The sequence below is a fragment of the Noviluteimonas lactosilytica genome (assembly GCF_020866925.1).
GTDB lineage: Bacteria > Pseudomonadota > Gammaproteobacteria > Xanthomonadales > Xanthomonadaceae > Noviluteimonas > Noviluteimonas lactosilytica.
Map to the genome: position 1 here is coordinate 15,725 of NZ_JAJGAK010000005.1, position 22,851 is coordinate 38,575.

The window sequence follows — 22,851 nt, forward strand, 5'->3', positions numbered from 1 at the left end:
CTTCCGCCTCCCGTAACCAAGGGGCGGTTGAAGTGTTCATGTTGGCCTCGGCGCTCGAGCTGCACGGAGGCTCCAGGTCAGCGGCGCCAATGGCGCGCACGCGATGCGGTGACACTCTCTCATAACTGCCGCTTCGCTGCGCGTGACCTAGTCGATGGAAGGAGCAGCTAAAGCATCCAGCTCGCAATACCTCGCTTTCGGCAATCGCTTGGTGGCCTTCCACCGCAATCAGTCTCAGTTTCGCCCGCAGCAAGCAGCCTTCGAAAATCGCTTTGGCGAGTCTCTGCCGGTTGACGTCTTTTATGCATATCGTCATCGCCGGAGATTGCGCGCTGGAGCATGGGCGTTGCGTGACGCTCATTTGCCGCCAACAGTCACTTTGACCGCGTTGGCCTGCCTTTGGATTCCCGCGCCAATGCGCCGAAGTCCAACACGGCAGAGCTGTGACCCAAGTCGGTGCGCGGTCTCTACGGCGCATCTCATTGCATTTCGAAGGTCGCCAGGGGCGCTCCAATCTAGGAGCTGAACGGAGGCCCAAGGTCAGCGGCGCCAAACGCGGGCCGCGATGCCAGTGCACACTCTCACGAATAGGGCATCGCGCTTGTGACGACTGCGCCACCGCCTACGAAGAGCCTTCCGCCGATACCCGCGGCGCAATCACCGTTTGGTGCCGCAGCTTGGACTGGGCCGGTCTACGCGGCCGACCATACGTCCAGGATTTACAAGCATCTTGTAGACACGAAACGGCCCGCGCTCGGCGGGCCTTCGAACCGGTGTAATTTCGGTGTAATCATGTCGGAAAAACCGGCGGAATTGCTCCGAACCGTTGCCACATACACCTAAGCAAGAATCTTAAAATGTGCTTGATTCTGCTGCATTAGGTGGTGGCCGGGGAGGGAATCGAACCCCCGACACGGGGATTTTCAATCCCTGAAAGCGTCCTGAGCCTGGTCGCGCCATAGAGCCGTGTCCGGCGCCGTTCGCCGGAAAAAGCCTTATTTTCTCTTGACCGCACGGGGACACAGGGGTACACAGGGACTCAAAGCCGATACATGATCTGCCGGACAACGGCCGGACAATTTCGGAATGGGGATATGGCGAAGGTCCACTTCACGACGAACGCGATCGACGCGCTGCCACCCCCCGCGGGTGTGCACCGCATCGACTACGACGCGACGGGCGACATTCCGGGATTCGCGATCCAGACGACTCGCTCCGGGACCAAGACCTTCCTTCTGGTCTACGTCGCGAAGCAGACCGGTCGCGAACGCCGCATGGTGCTGGGGAAGTACGGACCGGCCCCGAGCTTGTCGCTCTCGGCCGCACGCAAGGAAGCGAAGCAGAAGCGCGCCCAAGTCGAAATGGGCGGCGATCCATGGCTCGATGCGAAGCAGGAGCGCCAACGTGCGGAGGATGCCGCTGCGAGGCGCTCAGCGACGTTGGGCGGACTCCTGCAGGCGTACGCCGACCACCTGAAGGCCGCGGGCAAGCCAAGCTGGAAGGAGGTCAACGCCGCGGTGAACCGACACGTGATCAAGGGGCGGCCACGGCTCGCGGCGGCGGCGGCCGATGCCATCACCGTCGACGACGTCATGCCGCTCTTCCACGACCTCACCAAGGCCGGGAAGCTGCGCGAGGCGGAGAAGCTGCGGGCGTACCTGCGTGCCGCGTACACGGCTGCCAGGAAGGCGAGAAACGACGCCGGCATGTTCGCCTTCAGCGGCTTCAGGATCGCCGTGAATCCGCTGCAGGATCTGGACGTCACCCGCCCCAAGGAAGCCGCGGCACGCGCGCACCAGGCGGCGGCAGAGCGGAAGTGGGCGCTGACCGAGGCTCAGCTTGCCGCGTACTGGCGTCGCATCCATGCGGACACATCGAGCACCGGGGCTGCCCTGCGGTTCCACTTGCTGACCGGTGGTCAACGTGTAGACCAGCTGTCACGCCTCGCCGCGTCCGATTACGACGCCGATCAGAAGACAGTCACGCTGCACGACACGAAGGGCCGGCGATCGCACGCATATGCGCACGTCGTACCCCTAATCCCAGACGCTCAGAAGGCGCTCGATGCGATGCGCGGCGACGCAGGCGACCATCTCTTCACGATCTCCGCGGGCAAGGACGGTGCCGTCTACACGACGGTCCGAGCGGCCATGCGCGCGGTTGCAGACGCGATGCTTGCGGCGAAGGAGATCGATCGACCGTTTTCGCCAGGCGTGATCCGTAAGACCGTCGAGACGCGTCTTGCCGCGAAGGGCGTGCCCGACGAAGTCCTCGCGCGTCTCCTCTCACACGGTCTCGGCGGGGTTCAGGCGCGCAACTACAACGCTCACCACTACGACGACGAGAAGCGCCTAGCGCTTCGCAGGCTCCGATCAATGCTCGAGCCGAAGGGCAAGGCTAGCAACGTCACCCAATTCCGGAAACGATCCGGATAAAGCGCCGGCCGGGCGTGGGCGACACGTCCCGGCCGACTTCCACAACCGTTCCACTGGAGAACGATCATGGCATCCGAAAGTGTAACTTTTGCTCATACCTTCTCGGCCATCCCCGCTGAGGGGATGGACCTGTTCTGCATTCAAGCCGGTGTCAACGTCGATACGGCCGTTTCAATGGCCCAGTGCCTTGAAGAATGTGTGCGTCGGTTCCTGCACGACTCGATCGTGGGAGGCATGGACGGGCAGTTGGCTTGGCTGTGCGAATTTGCAATGGAAGCGTCCGAAGCCCTGCGGCATGCCGCGGGCCAAGCGGTCTAACCTCTTCTAGGAGATTCGAATGGCCATTCCAATGCTCACCCGCGACCTTGCGTTCAACGTGCGGCACGTTCAAGGCGGAGAACTTTTCAGCATCAACGCGGGGATCCCAACCGAGGACGCGGAGCGATTCGCAAGCCACTTGCTCTCGTTTCTCTCAGATCGCGCATGGGAACTTGCGGACGCTGAACCTGCGCGTGAGGAGTTCGCCGTGCACTACTTCCTGCTCCAGGTCGTCGACGCGATTCGTGAATCTTGTCGTGCGGAGACTCCGCGCGTGGCAATGGCTGATATCCAAGCGTCGATTCGTCAACCGACATGACGGCCAACGCAGGGAAAGGGAACGGGCGCGGTCAGCGGTCGCGCCCTGGTCGACGCGCCGCGCAACTGCCGGAGCAGAAAAGCTTGATGACCGAAGCGCTTCGGCGCGAGATACAGGATTGGCTTACGAATCGCGAGCAAATGCCGGTGCGTGAGGAGCGGCGCATGGACATGGCGCCAACGGATGACGAGAACCTGTTGAGCTACGCGCGCCACGCTCAGGCAGGCAATCTTTGGGCGTCAAACTTCCTGTATCGCCAGCTGATCGGTCAGCTCCTAGGGCTCGGCGAACGAAAAGAGTTAACACCCGTAGCTCGAAGAATTCTCGCGCGCATGCTCCTGCGGGTGCTCAGGGGCCGAGATGTAGAGAAGGCGATGCTGCGCAAGCGCACACGTGGCAACCAGCGATGGGTTTACATTGACCGCGATTTTGAGATCGATTTCGAGATGCGTTTTCTCGTGGGCGATCCAATCGAGGCGTACGCACCAATCAGGCAAGGGATATTTAGCGAACCTGACTTCAGACTGACAGAGTCCGACGCAGCAGCCGAACTTGAGCGCAGCGGAATATTTCCAGGCCTCGATGCGAAGACCATCTTGAACATCTACCAACAAATGAAAGTGGATCCGCGGCTTCCCGAGTAATACCCGGCTTTAGTCGGGACGGATCAGGCCAGAACATGCTCGGCACCTACCAACGGGTGCCAAGCCATGCACCAGCAACAGCAACTAGTCCCCAAACTAACGCCCGCCGAATTGGCGCGAGAATTGAACTGCTCGCTCAAGACGCTCGCGCGCTGGCGCCGCCTTCGAATCGGCCCAGCTTGGGGCAGAAGCGTGGAGGGCGGACGCATCTTCTATCTCGCGGAAGACGTCGAAGCCTATCTGAAGGCCCAGCGCACGGTACGTGTGCAATGACGCCCGACACGCTGGCGGCGCGCGCAGCGGCCGCACATGACCCGAGCACCGACGAGATCACCCGTTACCTCCCGGACGGCGATCGGACAGCCGCACAGCTTTCGGAGCTCGCGAGGGACGCCACTCCCGACCGTTGCGACCTGATGCTCGTGCAGCTCGAGGGCGCAAGGCAGATCGTGTCCATGCTTCGCGCCTCACTCATTCGCGGGGAGTGCGGGGATGGCAGCGAATGATCGGACACGCATCGTCGCCCGCCATGAACTACTGCGCACGGCCATTGGTGACAAGCGCCTCTCGCGAGCCGATCTGCGCGTTCTCAGCGCAATCGAGCAACACGCCAACCACAGGGAGGACTTCGCCGCCTGGCCCAGCCTGGAGCGCCTCATGCGCATGACGAAGCAGGGGAGGCGAACCGTCCTCCGGTCGATCGCGACGCTGCAGAACACCTGCTATGTCGAGATCGAGAAGAACGGCCGATCAAACGTCTACGTGCTCAATCTGGAATCCCCGGGACGTGTGCCAGTTTTGGCACCCATTGACGCGAATCAGGTGCCAACTGACGACGCGAAAGGTGCCAAGGGACAGCACGAACAAGGTGCCGAATCTGGCACCCCTATAAAGCAACTCGCTCAAAAGCAACCCGTTAAAAGAACACCGCCTGTCCTGACTCCGGAAGAGCAAGAAGCAAAGCGTCACCAAGAGCGTGAAAGCATCCTGACGGAATACCGAACCTACAGGGACAGTCACCCCAAACACGCCCGACTCATGGAGCGTACTTGGCCGTGGCTAAGGGAGGCTGCATGAGTGGCAAGTCGAAGCGCCCCTGCGCGTGCTGTGGGCGCGGCATGGCGATCCATCGAGGCAAGCGCCGTGTATGCAGCGAGACCTGTGGCCATGAACTCCGACGCCTGCATCGACAGCGTGCGACGGATTCCGACCTGCGCAAGAGCGACAACCGGCGTCGAGCGGCTTTGAGGCATGCGGCCTAATCGCCGGGGACCCTGGAGAGCCTGCCGGACTGGGGGGAGTTCGAAGCCCAGTGCATTTGGATGCACCACGCGAAAAGTTGTGCTCCACAACAACGGAGGTGTTTGATGGCTCGTGAGGAATGGTCGGAGAACGCGCTTGCAGATGAACTGCAGATCGATCGGCGGACCTTGGGGAGGCGGCTGGAGGGTTTGCGCCCCGTTCGCACGAAGCGCCTCAAGAGCCGCGAGGAGCGGTTCTATCGATTGGCTGACGTCCTGCGCCACCTCGGCCGGGTTGCATCTGCATCTGGCGACACAGAGCGCCCGTTGAAACGCTGGGCCGCAGAGCAACTATTCCCGGCGCTGTTCGCCGGCGACTTCATGCTGGGGGCGATCGGCTACTTCACCTCCGATCTGAAGTTGACTCGTGCCCAGGCCGTCCGCGCGCATCTCGACCTCTGCCTGATCGCCATGAGTGCCTTGGACGACTTGGCCCGCGAAAAGCTCGAGTTCGCGATTCCGCAGGGCCTGTTGCGGGACGCCCTTGAAGCCGATTCGGCCGGCGCACTCGATGCCTTCGTCGCGAAGCACTGGGGCGGACCTTGAGCCGCCCTGAAGCCCTCGACGCGGCTGAGGCCCTCGCCGTGCAGTTGCGGGCGGAAGGTCACTGGGTCGGCGATACGCCCCAGTACCGCGTGACACGTCTGACTGCGGCGCGAGTGCTGCGCGTTTCAGAGGCAACGCTTCGAAACCGCGCGAGCAAGGGTTTGCGGCCGGACTACTACCGCGTAATGGGGCGCGTGTACTACAGCCTGATGGAACTACTCGACTTCATGGAAACCAGGCCCGACGACATGGCGGCATGATGTCACGCGATGTCACGACCCCCACTGTGGGACCGGTGTTGAATCGCCGGCATGAAGATCGTCCTCGAGTTTCCGAAACCCATCGCCGACGCACTGCAGGCAGCTGCACGTCAAAGCGGCGACGAAGTGATCGACATCGTCGTCGAGGCGATTCGCTCCTCCGAACTGGTGCAGCGTGCACTGGCCGATAGTTACCCGATCGACCTGACCAATCAACTGCTCGCCGAGGTCAAACGTGACTGACGAACGAATCGAGGTCCCATCCTCACTCCTCAAGCTCGAGCACCTTCGCTCGCGCCACATTCGCTACTTCGCGCAGCGACGCGCGATCAACGAGCGCGTCCAGGACATCCTGGCTTCGATTCGCGATCTGGAAAGGCGTAACCAAGAGCTGCGCCACGAGGCCCGCCTTCCCAGCCGAGGGCAGAACGCGCCGGGAACCATCTACCCGGAAGACATGGTCCGCAAGAACGAACGCTCGATCGCTGTCTACCGCGGGCTGCTCGCCATCGCGGAAACCGCTGCCGAAGAAGTCGAGTCGATGATCGAAGACGCGCGCCTTTTCGAGAACCTTCGCCGCCACCTACAGGGCGAACTGCATGCGTGGGGTGTCGAATGAGCACTGACAAGACAAACGCGAAACTGGCCCGCCTGCGCGAGCAGATCGCCGCGAAGAAGCGGGACCTCGCCGACCTCGACTACGTCAAGGTACCGCGCGAGGAAGCAGCGCGATCCCTCGATGCTTCGATTGAAATGTACGCGGCCCGCGGCAGTCTATCCGCTGCATCGTTTGCGGAAGGCCGTGGGCTCAGTGGATATACCGACAGTATCTCGGCCTTCAACCTGCTTTGCTGGATTGCGCCCGACCTGGTCCGGAAACGCTTCAGCGACGAGCTAGATCGCTTGTACGAGGGCGCTGTTGCGATGGACGCCCACGCTGTTGACCAGAAGCGCGCGACGCTTGAGCGCGAGTTGTTCGAGCTCGAAGTCGCGGAAGAACGCCTCATCGTCCAGGCAGAAGAAGCCGGCCAACGAATCAACCGACGCGGCGATGCCGATCCTCGCGCAGTGCTGGAAGCGTGAGACCCGTGCGGACCAGCCGGCGGTGTCCGCCACTCCCGAACAACACCGGCAGCCGAGGCGCCAGTTCCGCGGTCTGCGCGTGACTCGGCGACCATCTTTGGAGAGTTGAATTCGATGATCATCAACCCGTACGCCTTCGCAAGCGTCGCGGCCGGCCCTTACCTCGATCAACTTGGTGTATTGCCACGTTCCGCGCACGGTCTGCGGAAGCTCATTTCTACCGCGACGAAGTGCATGGATGTACGCAATCGCGGAAGCGGCGCGACGGCAACGATCGGTTTCTCGGGTGACTCGATCAATGTGGCCCAAGTGCTCGCCGTGTTCTCCGGCAGCGACTACGTCGACATCACTCGGCTCTACGACCAGGTCGATCAAACCAGTGCCGGATACCACTTCGATCAAGCGACCGTTGCCAAACAGCCTTCCATCGTCGTCAGCGGCGCGTTCCAAAACAAGATCAAGTTCAGTGGCAGCCAGTTTATGGGCACTGCAAACGTAATGCCGTTCGGCACGCCGCATTGGTCCATCTACTCGCGCAAGAAATTCGACGCTCAAGCAACACGCGTGTTCATCGAGCAATCGCTGAACGCCTCAGGCTCGAACCCTCAGGCCGCATTTCTCTATTCGGCAGCCCTCAATCGCCTTTATCCGTACTGCCAGAATGCAGCGGGAGCGCACCGATCAGGGTGGGTGGACTGCTTCAACACGGTGGTCCAACACACGTTTCGATTCAACCGCGCCATCGTGGGCGCCGGCGAATTCGTGTCGCGACAAAATGGCGCGGCCCAACTAATCAACGGCTTCGGCGGCACTACTGAGCAAACCGGTAATTTCAACGCCAACACCGTCTACCTGGGAGGTCGCGGGGACGGTTCCATTGGCGCGGTCATGGATCTGGACAACCTCGCGCAATACGACGTCGATACGTCAGCCTACGATTCACTTATCGAGGCGATCATCGGAGTCGCACCATAGGACAGCGACTTCGGTACAGAGGCCGGTCCTTGGCAAATCGCGGACACTCCCACGGCGGATGCCTCCGCAGCCACTGTGCGCTGCACTTAAACGAAACCCCGCCGATGCGGGGTTTCGTCTTCCAAGGCGGTGCGGCGTGTAACTGGGGGGAAACAGTCTGGGCACCTGCCTGCTGGCTTCGGTCGCCTCACGGCGTGCGTCGATGGCCTCGGGGGGAGAGCCATTCCAGCACCTGTGGCAACGCGCACTCCTTCTGGCACCGGCCACGTAGCGTGGCGCAACTAGGTTTTCGGCGGTTGTTGAGGCTTGGGAACAAGGTCCCGCTCATCGAGGCGCGCGCCGCAGGTTAGGCATTCCAAAAACGGGCCGCGATCTTGGCCCCGGTACATCCGGAACCCAGCGCCACCACAGCGTGGGCAGGACAGTTTGAGGTATTTCGAGGCGTCGATCTCGCTCATGTCCGAACGCGTGCATGGCGGGCCAACATAGCGCACCGGGCTCTTAAACGTCAGGCTGGGTCAAGAGGCCGATCGTCTGGTTTTGCGGAACTGACTAGCTGCGCGTGCTCCAAAAGCGCGCCACATCGCAGGCATTCAACGATGCCGGTCAGCTTCTCGCCCCCGCCTTTCACTGGCAGGGTAAAGATTGTGCCTCCGCACTTGGGACATGCGAGCCGTGCTTCGGGCGGGAGACGATCCACAGCGCGATGCTGCGCCGTTTGCTGCCACGTGTCATCCTGCCCATCGTTGCTGAGCTTCTCATCCTACGGGATTTGACGCTTGCCCCCGATGTCCAGGCGTAAGGTGCCGTCTCAGGAAGGAGGCGTTATGGAAGAAGACGGCCAAGACTGCGCCGAAACCCAGAGCGCTGAGGAATCTGCCTTTATCCGGTCACTCCACGCCGTGTGGATGGGGCAGCCGTGGGAAGGCGTCGAACCCTTCGCTAGACGCGCGTGGCAGCAGTTGGAGACCGGTCGGAGCTGGGAGGAACTGCGCGATCGAATTCGCAGAACTTGGGTGGTTGGGTAGCACCTTTCGCCAAAGCGAAACCCCGCCAAAGCGGGGCTTCGAGGATCGGCGCGAACGTTCTTCGGGGAGGATTCGCGCAGCGCTGGCGTCGCCATTACCGCGGACTCGTCGAGCCCCTGTGGAGCCCGTAGCCAGTAGATCCCGCGGAGATTCTGCCTAACTCGTATTTTCCGCCGCAAGACTTGCGCGATGCTCGGCTTCAAGTTCCAGATAGGTCACCCGGTGACCGCAGGTTACGCACTGAGCGCGCTGTCATCGTTCAATGCATTTGCGCTCCGAGTCGGAAGCCGGTGCTGCGGGCAGTTGGAGCACGCGACGGGGTGATAGCGATGCAGTTCAAGGATGCCTTCGCTGTCAGGTTTGGAGAGCACGGGCCGCGAACTGGCTCGGCGTAGTCTGATTCGGCGGCGAGCCTACTGGCTCGAGCGGTTCGAGCAGGCCCCCATTTATCAGACGTTCTTGCCGCCGCTGTCACGGCCGCTGGCGAATGCTCGCTTCCAGACCAAGGGAGGGTCGTCGATGCGCGCGTACGAGCGCCGTGTCGGAATCAAGGATAGGCCACACCCACTTTGCCCTCGGAAAACCGGGGGCTTTTTTGCGTCCGAACTGAAGTGTTCAGGTGATGGCAGGCCCGCGTAACCCGCGCCGAATGCGTGAGGGCACAGGCTCGATGCATGGATACACGGGAAGAGCTGAGTGCGCGACTTATTAATGCGCTCGCGGAAAGCCGAGAACTGCGGCGGAACCTCGAGCGCAACGTCGCTGACGCGTGTGCCTTTGCCGACTTGGTCGTGCGAAGGCGCGTCGACCAGCGAGAGCACTTTATGCCCAATGCACCTACGCAAATGCGAAGGACCGCCGCGCCGTACTACTAGCGATCACCGTCAGTGTTCATATACCGAACCAGGCGCGCGCCGCGGGCATCCTAGGCGGGGCGACGTTTCCTCGCATCGAGCCACCCTTCGTAAATCGCCCCCCGCGCTTCGTTCCAGGTAAGGTCCCCTGGTAGGGGCCGCCAGATGCCTTGCAGCATCGGCTCGCATACATCCCAGCCTGCTTCCAGCGCGCGTGCCGCGTCTTCGCCCATGGCGCGAGCGTGGGCGTAACGCGGGGCCGAGTAGTCCATGCCGGGGTCATACCACTTTGGATGCTTGTCGTTGCTCATCGGCTCCCCTGTTGACCGACGACTGCGCGCGGCACCGCGCCGGGTCTGTGTGTTCGGTTCGAGCTTAATCCGGGGCTCGCGCGGCTTCAAATCACGGCCGTGTGAAAGTCTCATTCAGCGAAAAGCGACTCCAATATCGTGGTGTCGCAAGCAGAACGGGGAGCGCGTGGGGACGCAGGTGGCAATCAGGGCAATGGGCGCTTTTCATTGGAGGCCCCTTAGACGGGCGCTGGCGGCAACTTGACGACGCCGTCGCGTACTACGCACACATCCTGCCCGGTGGCGGCATGGTGCCCTACACGCGGCGGGACGGCATCTCGCTTGGATACCTCGTGTACGCACCGGCGGGAATGGCGCTGCACCACGTGTTTGATCAGGCGCGGGAGTCAGGCCCTCTCAGACTGAGGGGACAGCGTCGTACGCTGCTCGCGGCAGCGGTTCAAACCGATCGGAGACCTGTTTCCCGGCCAAAGGCAATCAACACCTCGGCAAGCCGCTGCTTTGCGTACGCACCGTCTTCGTCGCTGAGCATCGTTGCCGCCTCGACGATGGGTTCGGCGCGCTCGTTGAACGCCTTTAGGAACGCGATCGCGCGCGGGAATTGGTGCAGCATCGACGGGAGCTTGTCGCGCAGATCGTCCACGTGGACGTCGACGAACTCTCTGTTGGTCATCATGCATTGCCCCTGGAGGCCGAGCGTCGAGCGTGACTCTAGCGCAGTCATGCCCGTTCGCCTGAAGTACACCCCGTATTGGCGAGCATCCATTCCAAGCCCCTCCTTCAGGATGCACATGGACGGACCTGCCGATATCGCTGATCCGCCCTGGTACGTCCCCGGCCATGCGATGGACTTCTCGGGCAAGGACTGGGACTACGCCACCGCGATGGGCAAGAGTTCGGGCGCGCTGTCCACAATGCCATGGGCGCAACTGGAACCCATCCTAAAAAGCCTCTGGCAAGAAATGCAGGGCTATCCGCCATGGGAGCAGTCGCGTATTCCGATGTACGAGGCGTGGAAGCGCGAGCGCCTGCAACATCCCAGCACCACCCGGTCGGCATAAGGCCCGGCCGGAACTTCGAAACACCAATCGAGCGATATCGACAGGTTGTTACGTTGACCGGTCGCATTATGCGCAGATAGCTCCTTCCGGTGGATCTATGGCTTGCCTACTCTTGGCTAGCGAGTTCGGGCCAGTACCGAGGGACCAGTCGGTTATATGTGCTTGTCACCGCCCAAGGTCGAAGGCTGGACAACTCTCCCTTGCGTGCCCATCTCGCGAGCCCGACGAAGAAGTGCGGTCTGATGTACTGAACGTCACCCATCACCGATTGCTCGATGGTCCCCAAGTTGTCGTCTTTCCATGGATCGGTCGCCGCGAAATGCGCAGCGACCTTGTGCCGCCAGTGCAGGATTTCAGGAATGACCCCTTCTACGTAGTCACCGCAATGCTTCTTTATTGCGTCGCGATTCCTTTTCTCCACCAATGCATCCGAGCCCCATCCTTCGGCGTTCATCTTCTGAACCAACGCGACGAGACGCATATAGTTCACCAGCGTTACAGCGAACCAATTAAATGCCGACGGCAGAATCGGAGATGGCGGCGCGCTTACAAGCGACCACGCCAATTCTGGTTTGTTCGCCTGATGCTGCTTCTCGCACTCGCGAACCAGTCTGGCGAGCCAATGCACGCCGTGTGCAGTTGACGCGAACGCTTCAAAATTAGCGAACGGCGGCCTTGCTCGATCAAACGTGATGCCATCCAGATGATCCAGGACAACGATTGAAGACTTCATCGCCGCGGACTCCTATGCGCCGCTAGGCTAGCTATTTTTGGCTGCCGACATACTAACGAACCAGCCGAATCCGGCTGGCCGCAGTGACGACGCATACTCATTCAGGGCCGCTCATTTCTAGTTCTCCAAGAGTGAGGTTGTTTCGGCAACGTACGCCTACTGGCGCCTTGGCCGTTGCAGACAGGTCTGTGGATAACCGGTGCAAATCGCACCGGCTGAGACCTTGGGGCGGCTAGTTTTGCTGTCAGGTTGACGTGAGGTGGCGGAGTGCTGAGTGGAGTCTCCGCGGTGGTAGGGTGGGGGCCTGCCTCTAAGGGGGGGGAGTGAATGCATGTCACCATGGGGCGCGTCGTCGCGTCAGTTCTACTTCTGGCCGTTGGCTTTGTCGCGGGCTACTTTGTTTCGATGCAGCTCTGTCCGAGCCCTACGCCGATTCAATCGGTGCATGCCGAAGCGATGGCGCCGCCGTCAAAAGACATTTGCCAAATGCAGTACGGCACCCCGTGCTCAGTGATGCCGCACGACATTGGTCCGGCGATGGCTGACATAGAAGGCCGGAGTCGTGCGTGCAGTAATGGAGTATTCGTCGACCGCTACAACGGGCGTTGGGTCGTTGCGAAGGACTCGCGCGTCGAAGGGACCGGGGAGATGATTGCGACGGGATGCGTAGCGACGTCCCCTTAGCAGCTCAGAGTCGAACTAGGAGGCGCGCGTGTTGGATTGGACAGCAATAAGCGTATTTGTCGCGACTGGCGTTGCGATCGTTGGGTGGATAATCGGTGCCCACCAAGCACGGTCGTCAAAGCGAGTTGTCGCTGCGCTCATCGCCGGAGAATTAAACTCGCTTGCGTCGAAAGCAGGTGCGATGTGGTCGGTGCTTCCTCACTCATGGAAGAGCGTAGAAGGAAACGAGTTTCAAACCTTTGCGCAGGATATTGCGAGCGAAGAGGTTAAGAGACAGCGCCTTGTTTCTGCAGTGGGCTCATTACAAACGCCTGTGCTCGACTCCGTCATTGATCGACTCCATTACCTGGCGCACTCGGAGTTGGTTGCGTTAACCAAGATCCTACGACGGATCGCTGAGATCAGATCCAAGTCTGACCAAGTGGTTCGCCTTGCAACTGAGAGTCATGGCGATAGTCGAGATCACTACCACGCTGCAGACCTGGTCGCTGAAATCAAGGTATCGGTGGAGGCGCTTTACAAGGAACTCCAGGCTGCGGAGGAGTGCTTCCTTTCGATCGCAAAGATCGATCCCGAGTGAGTCGTTTTCCAATCCGAGCCGGGTTGGCTGGCAAGAGTCACCATGTAGCCCGATGCCGACGTCAGGCAAGGATCTCATCGTCTTCAATCCAGGCCCGCGCAATCTCCGCGAATGACTCCATCAGAGCCTTATGCCTTGGAGTGCGCATCTGTGCGATGAGGTGCGCATCTGGCTCGTCCAGAATCGTGATCAGGAGATAGTCGGTGTGTCGACGAGCGTAGACCAGGACACGGTTGCTGGTCTTCCGCTTTCGGAAAGTGAATGCTCGCATCCAATCTTGCCAACCAACTAGATCCTCGGTTGGCTCTAGGTGGACATGCCATAAGACGCGCGCGCCACCGACGCGCGGCTGGTCGTACATGCCGTCCTTACCGAACAACTCGAAGTCGTATTCCTTGGCGGGCCAGCCGTCTTTCCAGTCGGCAAACTCTTCCATGAACGGCCAGACATCTAGGCCGGCGTCCTGAAATCGTTTGGCGAGGGCTTCCGTGACCAAGACCGCCATGCGGCAAGGCGGTTACTTGCGGCGATTTACAACGAAGTCTTCGAACGCCGCGTCGGTCGAAAAATGCGGACTGGTGGCAATCGTGCGCGCGATGCGCTTAATGACCTTTTCTCGCTCGGCCGACGTCGCTGCTGTGCGCAACTTGCGGCGCACGGTCTCTACGGTCTCGGTAGTTGCCCGGTGGGCTCGGACAGTCGACACGGTCATGGGATGAAGTTTATCAGGTCCGAATTCGGGGTCGCATACACCCCTTCCACGTAGGCCGGAACCGAGTTCGGCCAGTTCAAGAGCACCCAGCGCGAATTGGCGCCACACAAATCGCCGGACAACGGCCGGACAAGCGGAAGTGAAGCCCCTAAGTGACAAAGGCCCTACATCGGCTGAATCCGTTGCAGGGCCTTTGTTTGATGCTGGTGGCCGGGGAGGGAATCGAACCCCCGACACGGGGATTTTCAATCCCCTGCTCTACCAACTGAGCTACCCGGCCAGCGAGCCGCGCATGTTACCGGCGCGGCCGGGGCAGGGCAAGCCGGATGATCGCTGAATGGCGTGCGGGTGCGTGCCGCCGCTTCGCCCGCGCGGGCGCAAGATGGGCGCGAAGCCCTCGGCGAGGGCGCCTGCACCGGAGATTGCTCATGTTGCGCACGTCGTTCTTCGCGGCCGTGGCCGCGGCTCTGGTTCTCACCGGTGGCGGTCTCGCGGGTTGCGCTTCCAACATGACGCGCGCCGAGCGCCTTTCCCTCTACCAGTCCAACGCCAGCGAGCCCCTGAGGCAGATCACCTACTTCTCGCCGCAAGGTTGGGAGGAGGTCGACAGCGACCACATCGTGGTGACGATGCGGCCGAGCGAGCAGTACCTGTTCCGGCTGAGCGGCCCGTGCCTGGATTGGGACCAGGGCGCGGCCACGATGTTCTTCACCAGCCAGATCGGCGGCTTCATCCAGCCGAAGTTCGATCGCGTGTCCTTCCGCGGCTCGCCCATCAGCTGCCGCATCGAAGAGATCCGCGCGATCAACGTCGATGGCGTGCGCGCGGCGCGCGCGGCGATGGAAACGCGCTGACGGATCAGGCGTCGGGCGCGACGTAACCCGCGGGCTTGTCGGCGCCGCCGCCGAACAGGTACTTCTCCATTTCGGCCTCGAGCATCGCGCGATGCTTCGGGTCGAGCGGCGAGAGGCGGTTTTCGTTGATGAGCATCGTCTGGTGCGCGAGCCAGCGCTGCCACGCGGGCTTGCCGACGTGTTCGAACACGCGCTTGCCGACGGGGCCGGGCCACGGGATGAAATCCAGGCCGGCGGTTTCCACCTGGTCGACGATGCAGAACACGGTGCGGGGCATGGCGGCCTTCTCTAGAGCGGGGCGTCCAACAACTTGCGGATCGGCGCGGGCAGGCCGAGTGCGGCGAGTGCGTCGCGCGGGATCCAGCGCAGGTCGCCATTATCGCTCGTCGACTGCAGGCTCGTCGAAAGCAGGCTCGTCGCGGGCGGACGGGTGTCGCGCCAGCGCAGCGGCTGGATCTGCAGGCGATAGTGGGTGAAGCCGTGTGCGACGGGCGCCAGCGTTTCGGCGTGGTCGTAGTCGGCGGCGATGTGTTCGGCGAACCATGCGCGCGCGGCGTCGTGGTCGGCGTGCTCGGGGAACGACCACAGCGAACCCCAGATGCCCGTCGCGGGTCGTCGCTGCAGCAACACGCGGCCTTCGATGTCTTCGATCCACAACATCAACGCGCTGCGTTCGGGGAGGGGCTTGCCGGGTTTGGGTGTCGGAAGTTCATCGACGCGACCCGCCCGCAAGGCGACGCATCGCGATTGCATCGGGCACAACACGCACGCGGGGTCCGCGCGCGTGCACAGCGTCGCGCCGAAATCCATCTGCGCCTGCGTGTAATCGGCCATGCGCGCGTCGGGCAACTGCGATTCCGCGATCGACCACATGCGCTTTTCGATCGCGGGCAGGCCGGGCCAGCCTTCGACGCCATGCAGGCGCGCGAGCACGCGCTTGACGTTGCCGTCGAGGATCGGAAAACGATCGCCCCACGCTTGCGAAAGGATCGCGCCCGCGGTGCTGCGGCCGATGCCGGGCAGGGCCATCAACGCATCGAGGTCGCGCGGCAAGTCGCCGTCGTGGCGTTCGACGCACGCACGCGCGGCGGCGTGCAGGTTGCGAGCACGCGCGTAGTAGCCGAGGCCGGCCCACAGCGCGAGCACGTCGTCGAGCGGCGCTTGCGCGAGCGCGCGCACACTCGGCATCGCTTCGACGAAGCGTTCGAAGTACGGGATCACGACGCGCACCTGCGTCTGCTGCAGCATCACTTCCGACAGCCACACGCGATACGGCGTGCGCGGATGCTGCCACGGCAGGTCGTGTCGACCGGAGACGTCGAACCAGGCGAGCAGTCGGCCCGCGAAAGACTCGGCGTCGATCATGGTGCGGCGGTGTCGAGCGCGGGTTCGTGAAGGCGCACGTCGACGCCTTCGAGGATCGCGCCGGCGATGTCGAGCGTCGGCGTGGTGATGCGGCCGCTCAGCGGCGGCAGCGGCGATGCATCGGTCGCATCGATCCACGCGAGGACGTCGGGGAGTTTGAAGCGACCGTCGAAGCGCGTGTCGTCGCGCGTCAACTGCAGGCGCGCGATCGACGAGAAGTCGAACGGTCCCGCGTAATCGAGCACGACCGGCAGCGGCGACGCCGACGCGCCGATCGGCGGCGGCAACGCGGGCCACGCTTCGGGCCACGTCGCGAGCACGCCGTCGATGTGCAACGCGGCCTGGTTCTTGTACGCGAACGCTGCGCGCGCATCGAGTTGCGGCACGACGCCCTTGCCGCGCACCGCGATGCCCGCAGGCGACAACGCGACCGCGCCGTCGGCGATGCGCAACGGACCATTGAGCGCGAACGCGAACGGCAGGTCCGTATCGCCTTGCACGTAGCGCGCGGCGACCGACATGCGCAGCGGTGCGATGCGGATTTCTTCGCCGACGTGGAGCGGACCGGAAGCGCGGATCGTCGCCGGAATGCGCAGATCGTCTTGTTCGAGCGTCGCGGTGCCATGCACGCCGACGCCCGCATCGTTCGCGGGCTTGACCATCGTGAGCGACAGATCGAACGGCACACGCGTGCCCGCGGCGACATAGCGTCCGGCGACGCGCGCATCGATGGACTTGTCGGGCAGGACGCGCGGTACGTCGAACCGGAGTGCGTCGAGCGACCACCCATCGCCGAGCACGCGGCCATCGCGCACCTGCAGGCCGTCGGACAAGGTCGGCGTGGTCTGTTCGCTTGCCGGGCGCGACGCGAGCCACGCCTGCAGCATCGGCAGGTCGAGCACGGGCGCATCGAGTTCGACGCGCTTGAAGTCGAGTTGCTTGCCGCCCGAACGCACGGTCGTCCACGGCACCGCGACATCGACGCGACCGGCGCGCAACAACGGACGCGGCGCACCGGGCGCGCGCGCGACGACATCGTGCAACACGAGGCGCGGGCCGCCTTCGAGCGAGTACTGCGACTTGTCGCTCGCGGTGATTTCCAGTCCGAGCGCATCGCCGATCTGCGACAGCACCAGCTTCGACACGTACTGCGGGCGCGAAGCCCAGTACGCGAGCAGCGCGAGCAGCAGCGCCAGCACCGCCGACGCAACGAGCCAGCGGCGTGCGCGCGTCATCAGGCGCCGAGCGATTCCGGGAGCAACGCGTCGACGAAGGCTTCCGCGTCGAACACGCGCAGATCCTCCGGACGTTCGCCGATGCCGGCGAAGCGAATTGGGATCCCGAACTCGCGTGCGAGCGCGAACACCACGCCGCCCTTCGCCGTGCCGTCGAGCTTGGTGACCACGAGGCCCGTGACGTTGACCGCCGCGTTGAACTGGCGCAGCTGCGACAGCGCGTTCTGGCCGGTGGTGCCGTCGATGACCATCAACACTTCGTGCGGCGCGGTTTCGTCGACCTTGCCGATCACGCGGCGGATCTTGCCGAGTTCCGCCATCAGGCCCTGCTGCGTGTGCAGGCGGCCGGCGGTGTCGGCGATGAGCACATCGGCGCCGCGCGCCTTCGCGGCCTGCAATGCGTCGAACGCAACCGACGCTGCGTCCGCGTTCTGGCCCTGCGCGACGACGGGCACGTTGTTGCGATCGCCCCACGCCTGCAACTGCGCGACCGCGGCGGCGCGGAACGTATCGCCGGCGGCGAGCATCAGCGATCGGCCTTCGTCCTTGTAGCGACGCGCGAGCTTGCCGATGGTCGTCGTCTTGCCGACGCCGTTGACGCCGACGGTGAGCAGCACGAAGGGTTTGGCATTCGTATCGATGACCAGCGGCTGCGCGACCGGCGCGAGCATCGCGATCAATTCGCTGCGCAACGCGCGCAACAGGTCCTTCGCATCGGCGAACTCGCGGCGCTTCATGCGCTGGCGCAGGCCTTCGAGCAATTGCGTGGTCGCCGCGACGCCGACGTCGGCGGTGAGCAGCGCGGTTTCGATCTCGTCGAGCAGGTCGTCGTCGAGTTTCGGATTGCGCGAGAACAGGCCGCCGAGGCTCTTCGCGAATGAGCTGCCGCGCAGGCGTTCGCGCCATCCGGGCTTGCCGGCGGGGGCGGGCGGGGTAGTGGGGGCGGGTTCGACGGGCGAAGGGTGCGCGAACTCGGGGTCGGCGTGCGTTTCCGCAGCAACGTAACCAGCGAACGCGGGGTCGGCAGCGAGCGCGGGGTCAGAGTCCTTTTCCGCGGAAAAGGGCTCTGACCCCTGTTTTTCGACGGCGTCGGCGGCGTCGGATTTCTTGCGTCGGAACCAGCGCATGCGGCCGCGGCGTGTCGATCGTGGAGAATGGCGGCATGGTACCACCCGCCTCCAGGCCGCCCGGTCACGTCCGTACTGGTCACGTCCGCATCGTCGGCGGCCGCTGGCGCGGCACCAAGTTGCCCGTGCCCGATCGACCGGGCCTGCGCCCGACGAGCGACCGCGTGCGCGAAACGCTGTTCAACTGGCTTGCGCCGATGTTGCCGGGTGCGCGCGTGCTCGACCTGTTCGCGGGCACCGGAGCGTTGGGGTTCGAAGCGCTGTCGCGCGGCGCGGCCTCGGCGGTGCTCGTCGAACACGATCGCGAAGCGGCGACCCACCTCCGCAACGTGTGCGCGCGCCTGCAGGGCGGCGACGCGGCGCAGGTCGTGCAGGCCGACGCGCTCGCCTGGTTGCACGCGCAACCGGAGGCGAGCTTCGACCTCGCCTTCGTCGACCCGCCGTTCGACGCGAACCTGTGGGGCGGCGTGCTGCCCGCGCTCGTGCCGCGGATGCGCGAGGGCGCATGGCTCTACATCGAGGCCCCCGCTACCGACGACGCACCGCCGCCCGAGGGCTGGCGCCTGCACCGGGAAGGCCGCACGCGCGACGTCCGTTACGCCCTCTATCGCAGGGCTGGCGCGGGTTCCAGCGCCGGCGGTGACGACACTGTTACACTCGCTCCAATCTCCGACCCGAACAGCGCGACCGAATGAGCGTGGCCACCCGCATCGCGGTCTACCCCGGCACGTTCGATCCCATCACGAACGGGCACGTCGACCTCGTCGACCGCGCAGCCCCCCTGTTCGAACGCCTGATCGTCGGCGTGGCGCAGAGCCCCGGCAAGGGCCCGGCGCTGCCGCTCGATCTGCGCGTGCAGCTGGCGCGCGACGCGCTGGCGCACCATCCGCAGGTCGAAGTGCGCGGCTTCTCCGGACTGCTCGCGCACTTCGTGCAGGAGCTCGGCGCCGGCGTGCTGTTGCGCGGACTGCGCGCGGTGTCGGACTTCGAATACGAGTTCCAGTTGGCGAGCATGAACCGGCACCTCATCCCGGGTGTCGAAACGTTGTTCCTCACGCCCGCCGAGCAATACGGCTTCATTTCGTCGTCGCTGGTACGCGAGATCTCCCGCCTCGGCGGGGATGTCTCGGGGTTCGTGCCTGCGGCGGTTGCCGCCGCGCTGCAGGCCGAATGGCAGCGCACATCCGTTTGATGCATTTTCCCGGGGGAACCACCATGCGCCACAACATGATCAAGCTGTCTCGAATCGCGCTTCTCGCGCTGCTGGCCGTCTTCGCCCTGGCCGCGTGCAAGAAGGAAGAGAAGGCCGCCGAAACCGGTCCGGCCGCGCCGGTCGCCGTGCCGACCTCCGGCGACGCCAACGCCTGGCAGAACTACACCGTCGACGTGGTGAAGCGGAACATGGACGGCGTCACCTACAGCCCGTTCGTGTACTTCCTGCCGCAGGAAAGCGAAGCCGACTTCCAGGCGCAGTACGACGCGCAGCTGGACAAGGTGAAGACCGACACCACGCGCGGCATCGTCGAAGGCAACATGCTCGCCTTCGCCTCGCCGTCGTCGGGCAAGATGGCCGACCTCGTCACCGCCGCGTTCGCCGAAGTCGAGCCGGACACGCTGAAGGGCGTCAAGCTCGTCTTCATCGGCCAGGCCGCCGACAGCGAGCGCGTCAAGGCCGCCGTCGCCGCGTCGGGCGTCAACTACGTGTTCGTCGAAGCGAAGTAACCTTGCCGGTGCCGGCTAAACAGGGCTAAACAGGGGTCAGAGCACCATTTCGAACGAAATGGTGCTCTGACCCCTGTTTAGCCGACCCCTGTTTAGCCGGCCCTGATCGAAGTCCCCGCATATGTCCCTGAAGATCAACGAGCTCTGCGTCAACTGCGACGTCTGCGAGCCGGTCTGCCCCAACAAGGCGATCTCCCAGGGCGAAACGATCTACGTGATCGATCCGGCGCTCTGCACCGAGTGCGTCGGCCATTTCGACGAGCCGCAGTGCGTCGTCGTCTGTCCCGTCGAATGCATCGACCCGGACGCGGAACACCCCGAATCCCACGACCAGCTGATCGCCAAGCTGCTGCGCCTGCAGCGCGAAAGCCAGGAGCCCCACGCATGACGCGAACGTTGCGCCGAGTCCTCGTCCTGTGCGCAACGTGGCTGCTGTTGGCGACCTTCCAGGTCGCGGCGGCGGATGCGAAGGTCGCGCTCGCGCAACGTCCGAACGGTGCGGCGATCGCCAGCGCGCACAAGCTCGCGACCGAAGCCGGTTTCGAAGCGCTCGCCAAGGGCGGCAACGCCTTCGACGCCGCGGTCGCGACATCCGCGGCGCTCGCGGTGGTCGAACCGATCTCCTCGGGCATCGGCGGTGGCGGCTTCTTCCTGCTGCACGATGCGAAGAGCGGTCGCGACGTGTTCGTCGACGCGCGCGAAACCGCGCCCGAATCCGCGACCCCCGAGGCTTACCTCGACAAGGCCGGCGAACTCGACCACGACCGCGCCGAGAACGGTCCGTGGTCCGCCGGCATTCCCGGTTTACCCGCCGCACTCGTGCACGTCGCGACGAAGTACGGCCGCCTCCCGCTGCGCACCTCGCTCGCCCCCGCGATCCGCATCGCGCGCGAAGGTTTCGAGATCTACCCGCGCCTCGAACGCGGCTACGGTTCGCGCCGCGAAGTGATGGAGCGTTATCCCGGCACGCGCGCGGTGTTCCTCGCCGACGGCGATGCGCCGAAGGTCGGCGAGATCCTGAAGCAGCCCGAACTCGCGCACACCCTCGAGCTGCTCGCCGAGAAAGGTTTCGACGGTTTCTACAAGGGCGAGACCGCGAAAAAGCTGCTGAAAGGCGTCGCCGACGAAGGCGGCAAGTGGACCGCGGAAGAACTCGCGGGCTATCGCGTGAAGGAACGCGAGCCCCTGCGCTTCGCCTACAAGGACTGGACCATCACCACCGTGGCGCCGCCGTCGTCGGGCGGCATCGCGCTCGCGCAGATGCTGCAGATCCTCGCGGGATGGGATCTGCAGGAACTCGACGAAGCGCACCGCGTGCACCTGATCGTCGAAGCGATGCGCCGCGCGTTCCGCGATCGCACGTTCTATCTCGGCGATCCCGATTTCGTGCAGGTGCCGGTGCAGCGCCTGATGAGCAAGGACTACGCGATCGGCCTGCGCGCATCGATCCACCCGGAAAAGGCGACGCCGAGCGCGCTGCTCTCCGGCCAGCCCACGCCGCTCGAAGACGACGAGACGACGCACTTCTCGATCATCGACGACGAAGGCAATCGCGTCAGCACCACGCAGACCGTCAACCTGCTGTACGGCTCGGGCATGATCCCGCCGGGCACGGGCGTGTTGCTGAACGACGAGATGGACGACTTCGCGTTGCGTCCCGGCACGCCGAATGCGTTCGGCGTGATGGGCTATGAAGCGAACGCGCCGAAGCCGGGCAAGCGCATGCTCAGCTCGATGACGCCGAGCTTCATGGAGTCGAAGGACAAGGTCATCGCGATCGGTGGTCCGGGCGGCAGCCGCATCATCACCGAGGTGCTGATCGGCATGCTCGGTTACGACGCCGGGTTGTCGCCGCAGGAAGTCGCGGCGCTTCCGCGCTTCCACCACCAGTGGATGCCCGACGCGATCTCGGCGGAGAAGAACACGTTCTCGCCGCAGGTCGTCGAAGCGCTGCAGGCGATGGGGCACACCGTCAACGTCGGCGAATCGACGTGGGGCAACCTTCAGACCGTGCAATGGGATCGCCGCACGAACACGTTGTCGGGCGGCAGCGATCCGCGCAATCCGGTCGGCAAGGCGGATGTGCGCGCCACCGCGAAGTCGCCATGACCGATCCGTCGCAGAAGAAACCCGTGCTGCACCAGTTGCCCGCGATCCTCACGGGCCTGGCGGCGCTGATCGCGTCGCTGACCGCGGTGTACGTGAACCTGCGCAGCGATCGCGAGCGCGCTGTTGCGCCCGTCGCCGCGGTGCAACCCGCGCGTGAAGCGCAGGCGCCCGCGAAGGAAACGCCGAAGCCGATCGATCGCTTCACCGTGCGCGTCGACCGCATCGCGGTCGAACACGACGGCTCGCCCGGCACCACCGATTGGCGCTTCACCGTCGAAGCGGACGCGGATGCGTTGTTCGCCTTCCAGCAGGACGACCTCGACGACACCGGCGGCCGCAACGTCGCCGCGCCGAAGGACGCCGAAGGCACGCTGCGCATGGAAGGCCGCCCCGGCGTGCGCATCGTGGTCAAGGGCTGGCGCGGTCGCCTGCTGGGCCTGGCCGGCGAGCCCGACGTCACCGGCGAGGGCCGCCTGTCTGCGACCGGCGGCATCGGCGCGATTCGCGTCGCGGCGGACAAACCGGAGGAGGGCGCCTTCGTGTTCCACCTCTCGGCCGACGCCGCCAGATAGCGAACCCTTAACCGCGCGACGGA

Annotated in this window: 30 protein-coding genes and 1 tRNA gene; 22 read left to right on the top strand and 9 right to left on the bottom strand. The window is 64.0% G+C overall.

Going from position 1 to position 22,851, the window contains the following annotated elements; genetic code table 11:
• Window positions 1–1,094: 1,094 nt before the first annotated feature.
• From LK996_RS15535 to LK996_RS15595, 13 genes are all read left to right on the top strand, one after another.
• The gene (locus tag LK996_RS15535) at window positions 1,095–2,435 is read left to right on the top strand and encodes a tyrosine-type recombinase/integrase (RefSeq protein WP_230528291.1); all 1,341 of its coding nucleotides are present in this window, start codon (window positions 1,095–1,097) and stop codon (window positions 2,433–2,435) included.
• Between the two features lie 66 nt (window positions 2,436–2,501).
• Entirely contained in the window at window positions 2,502–2,753 is a 252-nt protein-coding gene (locus LK996_RS15540) for a hypothetical protein (protein ID WP_230528292.1), read from the top strand.
• A gap of 19 nt (window positions 2,754–2,772) precedes the next feature.
• Window positions 2,773–3,072, top strand: coding sequence for a hypothetical protein (locus LK996_RS15545; RefSeq protein WP_230528293.1), 300 nt, complete (start codon window positions 2,773–2,775; stop codon window positions 3,070–3,072).
• 86 nt (window positions 3,073–3,158) lie between these two features.
• Window positions 3,159–3,716, top strand: coding sequence for a hypothetical protein (locus LK996_RS15550; protein ID WP_230528294.1), 558 nt, complete (start codon window positions 3,159–3,161; stop codon window positions 3,714–3,716).
• 66 nt (window positions 3,717–3,782) lie between these two features.
• Window positions 3,783–3,989, top strand: coding sequence for a helix-turn-helix domain-containing protein (locus tag LK996_RS15555; RefSeq protein WP_230528295.1), 207 nt, complete (start codon window positions 3,783–3,785; stop codon window positions 3,987–3,989).
• Complete coding sequence (locus LK996_RS15560) at window positions 3,986–4,222, top strand: hypothetical protein (protein ID WP_230528296.1); 237 nt, start codon at window positions 3,986–3,988, stop codon at window positions 4,220–4,222. Before LK996_RS15555 ends, LK996_RS15560 begins: the two co-directional genes overlap by 4 nt.
• Window positions 4,209–4,793, top strand: a complete 585-nt coding sequence (locus LK996_RS15565) for a helix-turn-helix domain-containing protein (protein ID WP_230528297.1) — start codon at window positions 4,209–4,211, stop codon at window positions 4,791–4,793. Before LK996_RS15560 ends, LK996_RS15565 begins: the two co-directional genes overlap by 14 nt.
• Window positions 4,794–5,083: 290 nt before the next feature.
• Complete coding sequence (locus LK996_RS15570; protein ID WP_230528298.1) at window positions 5,084–5,563, top strand: hypothetical protein; 480 nt, start codon at window positions 5,084–5,086, stop codon at window positions 5,561–5,563.
• On the top strand, window positions 5,560–5,823 hold the full coding sequence (locus LK996_RS15575) for a MerR family transcriptional regulator (RefSeq protein WP_230528299.1): 264 nt from the start codon (window positions 5,560–5,562) through the stop codon (window positions 5,821–5,823). Before LK996_RS15570 ends, LK996_RS15575 begins: the two co-directional genes overlap by 4 nt.
• 51 nt (window positions 5,824–5,874) lie before the next feature.
• Window positions 5,875–6,066, top strand: coding sequence for a hypothetical protein (locus tag LK996_RS15580; protein WP_230528300.1), 192 nt, complete (start codon window positions 5,875–5,877; stop codon window positions 6,064–6,066).
• Window positions 6,059–6,442 carry a hypothetical protein gene (locus LK996_RS15585; protein ID WP_230528301.1) on the top strand — a complete coding sequence of 128 codons (384 nt, stop codon included), beginning with the start codon at window positions 6,059–6,061 and terminating at the stop codon, window positions 6,440–6,442. Before LK996_RS15580 ends, LK996_RS15585 begins: the two co-directional genes overlap by 8 nt.
• A complete protein-coding gene (locus LK996_RS15590; protein ID WP_230528302.1) occupies window positions 6,439–6,906 on the top strand; it encodes a hypothetical protein in 468 nt (155 codons plus the stop codon). Before LK996_RS15585 ends, LK996_RS15590 begins: the two co-directional genes overlap by 4 nt.
• 114 nt (window positions 6,907–7,020) lie before the next feature.
• Window positions 7,021–7,881 (top strand): hypothetical protein, encoded by an 861-nt coding sequence (locus tag LK996_RS15595; RefSeq protein ID WP_230528303.1) that lies wholly within the window; start codon window positions 7,021–7,023, stop codon window positions 7,879–7,881.
• A gap of 2,632 nt (window positions 7,882–10,513) precedes the next feature.
• Here LK996_RS15595 and LK996_RS15600 read toward each other — a convergent pair.
• The gene (locus tag LK996_RS15600; RefSeq protein ID WP_230528304.1) at window positions 10,514–10,840 is read right to left on the bottom strand and encodes a hypothetical protein; all 327 of its coding nucleotides are present in this window, start codon (window positions 10,838–10,840) and stop codon (window positions 10,514–10,516) included.
• 25 nt (window positions 10,841–10,865) lie between these two features.
• Between LK996_RS15600 and LK996_RS15605 the strand changes: the two genes are divergently transcribed.
• Window positions 10,866–11,135: a hypothetical protein gene (locus tag LK996_RS15605; RefSeq protein WP_230528305.1), complete on the top strand. Its 270-nt coding sequence runs from the start codon at window positions 10,866–10,868 to the stop codon at window positions 11,133–11,135.
• A gap of 106 nt (window positions 11,136–11,241) precedes the next feature.
• Here the strand turns inward: LK996_RS15605 and LK996_RS15610 are convergent, their stop codons facing one another.
• Entirely contained in the window at window positions 11,242–11,868 is a 627-nt protein-coding gene (locus LK996_RS15610; protein WP_230528306.1) for a hypothetical protein, read from the bottom strand.
• Between the two features lie 712 nt (window positions 11,869–12,580).
• Here LK996_RS15610 and LK996_RS15615 point away from each other — a divergent pair.
• Window positions 12,581–13,132, top strand: coding sequence for a hypothetical protein (locus LK996_RS15615; RefSeq protein ID WP_230528307.1), 552 nt, complete (start codon window positions 12,581–12,583; stop codon window positions 13,130–13,132).
• Window positions 13,133–13,193: 61 nt separating this feature from the next.
• On the opposite strand, the gene LK996_RS15620 is transcribed toward LK996_RS15615, so the two are convergent.
• From LK996_RS15620 to LK996_RS15630, 3 genes are all read right to left on the bottom strand, one after another.
• Window positions 13,194–13,637 carry a type II toxin-antitoxin system YafO family toxin gene (locus LK996_RS15620; RefSeq protein ID WP_230528308.1) on the bottom strand — a complete coding sequence of 148 codons (444 nt, stop codon included), beginning with the start codon at window positions 13,635–13,637 and terminating at the stop codon, window positions 13,194–13,196.
• 12 nt (window positions 13,638–13,649) lie between these two features.
• The gene (locus LK996_RS15625; protein ID WP_230528309.1) at window positions 13,650–13,844 is read right to left on the bottom strand and encodes a hypothetical protein; all 195 of its coding nucleotides are present in this window, start codon (window positions 13,842–13,844) and stop codon (window positions 13,650–13,652) included.
• Between the two features lie 204 nt (window positions 13,845–14,048).
• A tRNA-Phe gene (locus LK996_RS15630) sits at window positions 14,049–14,124 on the bottom strand.
• Between the two features lie 148 nt (window positions 14,125–14,272).
• Between LK996_RS15630 and LK996_RS15635 the strand changes: the two genes are divergently transcribed.
• Window positions 14,273–14,698, top strand: coding sequence for a DUF6491 family protein (locus tag LK996_RS15635; RefSeq protein ID WP_230528310.1), 426 nt, complete (start codon window positions 14,273–14,275; stop codon window positions 14,696–14,698).
• Window positions 14,699–14,702: 4 nt separating this feature from the next.
• Here LK996_RS15635 and LK996_RS15640 read toward each other — a convergent pair whose 3' ends face one another.
• Genes LK996_RS15640 through ftsY form a run of 4 tightly spaced genes read right to left on the bottom strand, consistent with a single transcriptional unit; the run spans window position 14,703 to window position 18,425 of the window.
• Window positions 14,703–14,975 carry an oxidative damage protection protein gene (locus tag LK996_RS15640; protein ID WP_230528311.1) on the bottom strand — a complete coding sequence of 91 codons (273 nt, stop codon included), beginning with the start codon at window positions 14,973–14,975 and terminating at the stop codon, window positions 14,703–14,705.
• A gap of 11 nt (window positions 14,976–14,986) precedes the next feature.
• Window positions 14,987–16,063 (bottom strand): A/G-specific adenine glycosylase, encoded by a 1,077-nt coding sequence (gene mutY / locus LK996_RS15645; protein ID WP_230528312.1) that lies wholly within the window; start codon window positions 16,061–16,063, stop codon window positions 14,987–14,989.
• Window positions 16,060–17,298 (bottom strand): AsmA family protein, encoded by a 1,239-nt coding sequence (locus LK996_RS15650; RefSeq protein ID WP_230528313.1) that lies wholly within the window; start codon window positions 17,296–17,298, stop codon window positions 16,060–16,062. The genes mutY and LK996_RS15650 overlap by 4 nt, the downstream gene beginning before the upstream one ends.
• Window positions 17,298–18,425: a signal recognition particle-docking protein FtsY gene (gene ftsY / locus LK996_RS15655; protein WP_230528314.1), complete on the bottom strand. Its 1,128-nt coding sequence runs from the start codon at window positions 18,423–18,425 to the stop codon at window positions 17,298–17,300. Before ftsY ends, LK996_RS15650 begins: the two co-directional genes overlap by 1 nt.
• Before the next feature lie 35 nt (window positions 18,426–18,460).
• On the opposite strand from ftsY, the gene rsmD reads away from it, so the two are divergent.
• The 6 genes from rsmD to LK996_RS15685 all read left to right on the top strand — a co-directional run bounded on the left by rsmD (window position 18,461) and on the right by LK996_RS15685 (window position 22,828).
• Entirely contained in the window at window positions 18,461–19,120 is a 660-nt protein-coding gene (gene rsmD, locus LK996_RS15660) for a 16S rRNA (guanine(966)-N(2))-methyltransferase RsmD (protein WP_230528315.1), read from the top strand.
• On the top strand, window positions 19,117–19,617 hold the full coding sequence (gene coaD / locus LK996_RS15665; RefSeq protein ID WP_230528316.1) for a pantetheine-phosphate adenylyltransferase: 501 nt from the start codon (window positions 19,117–19,119) through the stop codon (window positions 19,615–19,617). The genes rsmD and coaD overlap by 4 nt, the downstream gene beginning before the upstream one ends.
• Before the next feature lie 23 nt (window positions 19,618–19,640).
• Window positions 19,641–20,147: a hypothetical protein gene (locus LK996_RS15670; RefSeq protein ID WP_230528317.1), complete on the top strand. Its 507-nt coding sequence runs from the start codon at window positions 19,641–19,643 to the stop codon at window positions 20,145–20,147.
• Between the two features lie 121 nt (window positions 20,148–20,268).
• The gene (locus tag LK996_RS15675; RefSeq protein ID WP_230528318.1) at window positions 20,269–20,535 is read left to right on the top strand and encodes a YfhL family 4Fe-4S dicluster ferredoxin; all 267 of its coding nucleotides are present in this window, start codon (window positions 20,269–20,271) and stop codon (window positions 20,533–20,535) included.
• The gene (ggt, locus tag LK996_RS15680) at window positions 20,532–22,256 is read left to right on the top strand and encodes a gamma-glutamyltransferase (RefSeq protein WP_230528319.1); all 1,725 of its coding nucleotides are present in this window, start codon (window positions 20,532–20,534) and stop codon (window positions 22,254–22,256) included. The genes LK996_RS15675 and ggt overlap by 4 nt, the downstream gene beginning before the upstream one ends.
• Window positions 22,253–22,828: a hypothetical protein gene (locus LK996_RS15685; protein WP_230528320.1), complete on the top strand. Its 576-nt coding sequence runs from the start codon at window positions 22,253–22,255 to the stop codon at window positions 22,826–22,828. Before ggt ends, LK996_RS15685 begins: the two co-directional genes overlap by 4 nt.
• Window positions 22,829–22,851: the final 23 nt, after the last annotated feature.